Here is a 6000-nt window from a genome sequence, read left to right on the forward strand (position 1 = left end):
ACTTTAAAGTACATACTTTCACATATCCTGTTGCAAGCAATGAAGAATTGGATCATTAAAAAATATTTTTTGCTAAATGTATCTTCAATAAACGATCGTCTTATGCACCATTTTTTATATTCCTATTAATACAATCAATATATAGTACCTTATTGTTTTCTGAATCAATGGTCATTAATAGGGAATCCGACATTTCGTTAAATAGTTTAAGGGTTTCTAATTCTTTTAGATTATCTTTTAACTCCCATCCAATTGGTAATACAGTAAATGATGTCTCCGTTAAACAAAATGTATTTTTAATAAACCACATGGCCCGAGTTAAATCTGAATTGATAATGGTAGAGGGTTCTATATATTCTTTTAACACTTTATATTTTACTTGTTGTTTTTCACTTGTATTTATTTATCTATCCTCTATAGATTCTTTTTCTGTCAAAAAATATAGTTCTTGAACAATAGGATGGATGGCATTATTTTTGAGCATATCTTTAAACTGATTTTTTGAAAAGGATTTTAATTCCTGGAACTGAATACGTTTTAATTGGTTATTAACATATATTTTTTGGAATTTATTAAAGTGATTTGCAATTTCATTTATTTGGGGGCTTGTGATAGGTATAGCAGATAATAAAGTTGGCACATCGTACAGTATATGATTTGCCATAAATAATTGTGCTAGTATAGATATATTATTATATTCTCTTTCTAAATGTACACTTTGTATTCTTAATTCATCATTGCTATTTGCAGGGCTCATTTCAAAGGACTTCTCATTTAATGGATTAACAGACACTTTTTTAATCCAATTCATTTTCGCATACTCCTTTCATGAATAAAAACAAAACGATGTATGTAAATATTGAACTGTCCATTTTATAGGGTACAGTTCAACAAGACCATCGTCTTTTCTTTTTGATGTTGTCCTTGCGGAACTTTTTTCGGCGGGTTTTTCGCTTTCGCCAAGTCGAACAGACCAAAAACGAGGATATCGGTTGCTCGACTTGGACTAGCAATTGTACCCGCCGAACCGCCAGTCCTATCGTCCTAAGGGATAAGCTTACTCTATATAAAGTTACGTTCTAGAGGATTAGCCCCCTAACCCCCCAGCCAGCACTCACACCCAAAAACAAGGAGAAATAAAAACCAACTAACCCCGAAAAAGGGTTAGTTGACGTAAAATCCGTTTTCGGAAGTCACTTGAATTTATAATCTATCTATTATCGAATAGCTATTAGTGTATATAGTCCAGGAATCTTAAATTCTGTTTCCGTAGGTGCATCTTGGGGGAAAACCCATTTTTGATGTGGGCCAGATTCTTCAGTTAGTGATTGTACTTGTAATCCAGATTGAACTAAGTTTGTTATAATTTCACCTAAGGTCCACCGCTTAATTCTTACTGAGGGTATAGAGTTTGTTTCATCTTCTGATAGTAAACTAGTGTAAACTACTTCTTCTTCAATAATTTCATTATCAAAGTAATTACCGCTGGCTTTTATTTCTCCATCTTGAAACTGTATAAGCTTAGAGTAAACTGGATGATAATCACGCAAGATGAACATACCACCCTTTTTTAGTAATTTATAGACTGTATCGAAAAGAGGCCTTAAGTCAACGAAATAGTGCAACACACCTAGTTCTAACACTACATAATCAAATCCTTGTATATCTATAGGTAGATCCAAAACATCGGATACAATATATGTAATATTAACACCTGACTCGTAAGCTAATTCATTTGCATACTGGGCGTTACTTTCAGAAATATCTACCACAGTTACATCAGCGCCCATTAAAGCAAATGCGACAGCTTTACTTCCTTTGGATCCTAACAGATTAATTATTCTTTTCTTTTCTACATTTCCTGTATATTGAAGGTAATATGATATCTGTTTTTGCGGGTTTGCAGTGATTGTTTTAGCAAAATCTATTGGAACCCCATGCCTATTTACCCAAGCTTGATAAGCTGAATGTTCCCAACTTTTTTTATTAAGGTTACTCATTTGTTCTTGTTTCATCTATACCCCTCCTTTTTTAACAACTTGAATATTTTAACAATTCAAAATCTATATGTCTACTAGTAAACCTTTTCTTAAATAACTTGATGTAAATTGTATATCCTATTCATGTAAGGTTAACATAACGTCTCATTATCGGTAGCAACGTTTTCATAGAATCCTTGTATTATCAGGGATTATTCTTTTTTTGTCTGGTTATCTCGTATACAGGATTTTATACATCGTTGATGTAGCGGGGATTCTAGGGATCCTCGCTATTCTTTTTTTGCATAAAATCTTGTATATAGAAAAAAGATTTTGATGTTGGTATTAAATGTTTAATTTTAAAACAAATCATACGTGAATTATTAGGAAAAAGGATATATCATTGCTATAGCGAATATATTTTTGAGGTGAAACGCTATGAAGACGTTATATAGTCCTGGCGACGTGGCAGAGCAATTAGGTATCCAATCTAGCACATTACGTAAGTATGCTGATGTACTCGAAAAGGAGGGTTATACCTTCATTAAAAATGAACGTGGGCATAGGAAATATAGAGAAAGCGATGTAATAGTATTCCGTAAGATCATAAACTTGAAGAATGACACAGATATGACATTAGAAAATGCCACAAAGCAAATAGTATAATGGCATCAAGGTGTTGAAGTGTTGCCATTAGAGCGACATGAAGTTGAGCGCTATGAAGAACCGGATTTCAACGCTACAACGCTACAGACGATGCTTCAAGATCAAAACGAGGTCATTAAAAAGCAAAATGAATTACTACAAGAATTAAGCAAACGTTTAATTGAACAAGACCGGCGATTTGCACAAAGAGAATCAGAATTATTAAGCGCTATACAAATGATACAGGAATCCCAGGTACTTATAGCGACAAATTCTAGCGAGGATGTGGCGAAGAACCAAGGGCGTGATGAAATGCTTATGCAAACAATAAGAGAAGTCCAGGAAGTTAAGAAGATGATTGCCGCAAGTAAAGATAAGAAATGGTATGAGTTTTGGAAATAATCTTTTACAAAAGTAAAGCTTAGAATCATATGAGAACTCTAAGCTTTTTTGGATACTATCGATAAGTAGTGTTATGTTAGTATTAGGCTTATCTATACAATTTTATCACTATCCCTATTACTAGAGATATTTTTAAGAACATCTTTGTATTTTTTAGAAAAAATAATTGATAACATTACATAATTAAAAAATAAGCTAATAAAAACACCAAATAAATTTAATTTGAACATAAAGATAGAAATTAGCATTATTAAAAAAGTAATCAAATTTATTATAGCTGTTTTTATTAATACATAATTACTTTGGCCAATAGCTTGTAAAGCATATTTATAAACATTATGTAGGGGATTGAAAATATTAGCTAAAATAATAAAGATAAGAATATTTGTAGCATAATTAATCAAATTAATATCATTTGTAATAAAAGCTGAAACCTCATATTTAAAATATATAAAAATAATACTTAAAAATATGTAAAATAGCATAATAAGCCCTAGAGTTATTTTAGGAAATTCTCTTAAATCTGTTAGTTGATTAGATCCATATCTTTCACTAACTAAAGTCAGAATAGATGAAGAATACATATACATTGGAATTAAAACAATACTTAAAATTTGAGAAACTAATAAATATCCTGATAATTGTATATCGCCTATTCGAGCAATCATTGCATTAACGGCTATTATAAAAATACCACCTTCTAAGATTTCTTGACCCACTAGAGAAGTGCTTTTTTTACATATGAATTTTAAATTATTAATATATGTTGTGAAGTTTGTAAAAGTAACTGTTAAATGTTTTCTGCACAAATAAACATAAATAATCAAATTTGTACTTAAAGCAATTATAGTTGCTATGGCTGAACCTCGTATTCCTAATTCAGGAAATCCGCAGTTACCAAAAATTAGGAGGAAATTTAAGATAACATTCATAACTGAAGCGATTGTTGAACCTATAAATATCCATTTAGTTTCTTTTATTATTTTAAAAAAAGTAGAAAATGTAAATAATAATAATTGAATTAATACATACACACTCATAATTGTTAAATACTGAAGAGAGTCTTCTAAGATAGTTCCTTTAAATCCAAAAACGATGGATAATAAAGGTCTTTGAGATATTAGTAATAAGAATGTTAATGAAACACCTATAATTATATTAAGAAAAATTGAAGATATAAAATAATTGTTAAATGATTTTATATCTTCTTGTCCCATACTTCTGGACCCATAAATGTTAAAGGTAACAGACATTACCCCTAATATACCTGCAATGGTAAATAAAAGTGAACTTACTACACCGATAGCTCCATATGCTTCGACAGAAATTCTACCAATCATAGCTTGATCAACTAATTTTATTAATAATCCAGCTATTGAATTCGCAATTAATGGTATAGCTATGTGATTAATTTCTTTAATATTTTTAAAACAATTAAACTTCATGCTGAAATCTCTTTATAAATATCAGATTCTATTAAATTAGAAGATATAATACTCAATAGAGGGAAATCCAATAGAAATTCTTTTGTTGTTTCTTTACCCATATCTTCAGTTATGTCATATTCCTCTGATATTTTATCTACAATGAATTTGAAATTTTTTCCTTTAGAAATGTAATATAGAATTTCTGCACCTATGTAGTTTGTTACATAATATTCTAAAGCAATAGGATCAAAAAACACATATTGATTGCCTTCTTGTCTAAACAATATATTTTTTTTACCTTCAATAGTAAAACATTTAATATCATCCATTTTTTACACTCTCCTCAAAAAAGCAACTACTATCAGAACCATATATTGAATTTGTTAAATTAAATGCAGAAGATCTACAGCCTCCCCCACACCATTTATGACTACAAGAACTACATTTACCAGTTATGTTATTGAATGTTATATTTCTTAATCTATTAAAAACAGAAGAGTTATTCCAAATTTCCTTGATTGATGTACTTTTAATGTTACCAGCTCGAAATTCATCAATTCCCATCATCAAATCACAACCAAATACATCCCCATTGTAAGCAATAGAACAGGCTTTTACACCAGCTTGACATGATATTTCCCTTGTTTTTGTATTAAGATTCGCTAAATTTAAATCTTGATCCCAAACAGATAATAAATCTAAACGATTATAATATTCTAAAGGAAAATAATATAACCAAAATACAGGGCTTTCATTAGGGGGAATTATTTTAAAATTTAATTTAATATTGTCTCTACTTTTCATTTCAGATAAATTTAAAAACATAGGATACCAATTTTCTTTATCCGCTAAAATACTTCCATCAGAGGCTCTACCTGTTGGACAAACTACCATTACTGTCATATAAGTTATCCCTAATAGTTTATTCAGTTTAATTGTATTAATAAGGTCATTAACATTTGTTTTATTTAATGTAAAAAGTGTAGATACAGGTAAATTATATTTTTGTAAATTTTTAATACCCTTAATTGTTTTTTTAAAGCTACCATGACCACGGATTATATCATGTACTTCTGGACAACTTCCATCTAGGGTGATACATATTCTATCAAAATCAAATTTCGATAATTTATTTGCAATTTTATCACTTATTAAAATTCCATTTGAATTAATTATTTTAGCAAATTTGTATTTTTGAGTAGCATTCAATATCTCGAAAAAATCATCTCTAATAAAAGGCTCGCCCCGGTTAAAGAAATCCTATGAACATTCATATCATCTAAATCTTGAAATAAGGTGTTTAAATGAACTAGATCCATTTCTTCATTTTTTGTTTCAAATGGACTAGAAGATGCATAACAATAATCACATTTTAAATTACATCTATTGGTAATACTTATATCTACTAAAGAAGGCGCAGTATAATAATTTCTCATAAAAACACTCCTTTTCATAAGACAGTTTGTCAATCTAAGTGCGACAGTTCCTCCTGAAACGCTTCGTGGGCAGTTTTCCACGCTAAACATTTTCTTGGTCTTTGGTTAATA

4 protein-coding genes and 2 pseudogenes are annotated in these 6000 nt (G+C 29.9%); 1 reads left to right on the top strand and 5 read right to left on the bottom strand.

Annotation, left to right across the window (positions count from 1 at the left end; all coding sequences use genetic code 11):
* Positions 1-403: 403 nt before the first annotated feature.
* Both MR056_RS11885 and MR056_RS11890 read right to left on the bottom strand, forming a co-directional pair.
* Positions 404-811: a hypothetical protein gene (locus MR056_RS11885; RefSeq protein WP_012094742.1), complete on the bottom strand. Its 408-nt coding sequence runs from the start codon at positions 809-811 to the stop codon at positions 404-406.
* A 406-nt stretch (positions 812-1217) separates the two neighbouring features.
* Complete coding sequence (locus MR056_RS11890) at positions 1218-2015, bottom strand: class I SAM-dependent methyltransferase (RefSeq protein ID WP_012094741.1); 798 nt, start codon at positions 2013-2015, stop codon at positions 1218-1220.
* Positions 2016-2417: 402 nt separating this feature from the next.
* On the opposite strand from MR056_RS11890, the pseudogene MR056_RS11895 reads away from it, so the two are divergent.
* A pseudogene (locus MR056_RS11895) lies at positions 2418-3026 on the top strand (DUF3967 domain-containing protein).
* Between the two features lie 92 nt (positions 3027-3118).
* On the opposite strand, the gene wgkD reads toward MR056_RS11895, so the two are convergent.
* The 3 genes and pseudogenes from wgkD to wgkB form a co-directional block, all read right to left on the bottom strand.
* Positions 3119-4471, bottom strand: coding sequence for a tryglysin-associated MATE efflux transporter WgkD (gene wgkD, locus MR056_RS11900; protein WP_012094740.1), 1353 nt, complete (start codon positions 4469-4471; stop codon positions 3119-3121).
* A complete protein-coding gene (gene wgkC / locus MR056_RS11905) occupies positions 4468-4782 on the bottom strand; it encodes a PqqD family peptide maturation chaperone WgkC (protein WP_012094739.1) in 315 nt (104 codons plus the stop codon). Before wgkC ends, wgkD begins: the two co-directional genes overlap by 4 nt.
* Positions 4775-5889: pseudogene (wgkB, locus tag MR056_RS22890) on the bottom strand (radical SAM/SPASM peptide maturase WgkB). Before wgkB ends, wgkC begins: the two are co-directional and overlap by 8 nt.
* Positions 5890-6000 lie beyond the last annotated feature (111 nt).

This window comes from Bacillus cereus group sp. BfR-BA-01360 (assembly GCF_022663595.1).
Classification (GTDB): domain Bacteria; phylum Bacillota; class Bacilli; order Bacillales; family Bacillaceae_G; genus Bacillus_A; species Bacillus_A cytotoxicus.

Bases quoted from the DNA above. Each gene is read 5' to 3' on its own strand.
- MR056_RS11885 (WP_012094742.1), bottom strand. From the start codon at position 811: ATGAATTGGATTAAAAAAGTGTCTGTTAATCCATTAAATGAGAAGTCC.
- MR056_RS11890 (WP_012094741.1), bottom strand. From the start codon at position 2,015: ATGAAACAAGAACAAATGAGTAACCTTAATAAAAAAAGTTGGGAACAT.
- wgkD (WP_012094740.1), bottom strand. From the start codon at position 4,471: ATGAAGTTTAATTGTTTTAAAAATATTAAAGAAATTAATCACATAGCT.
- wgkC (WP_012094739.1), bottom strand. From the start codon at position 4,782: ATGGATGATATTAAATGTTTTACTATTGAAGGTAAAAAAAATATATTG.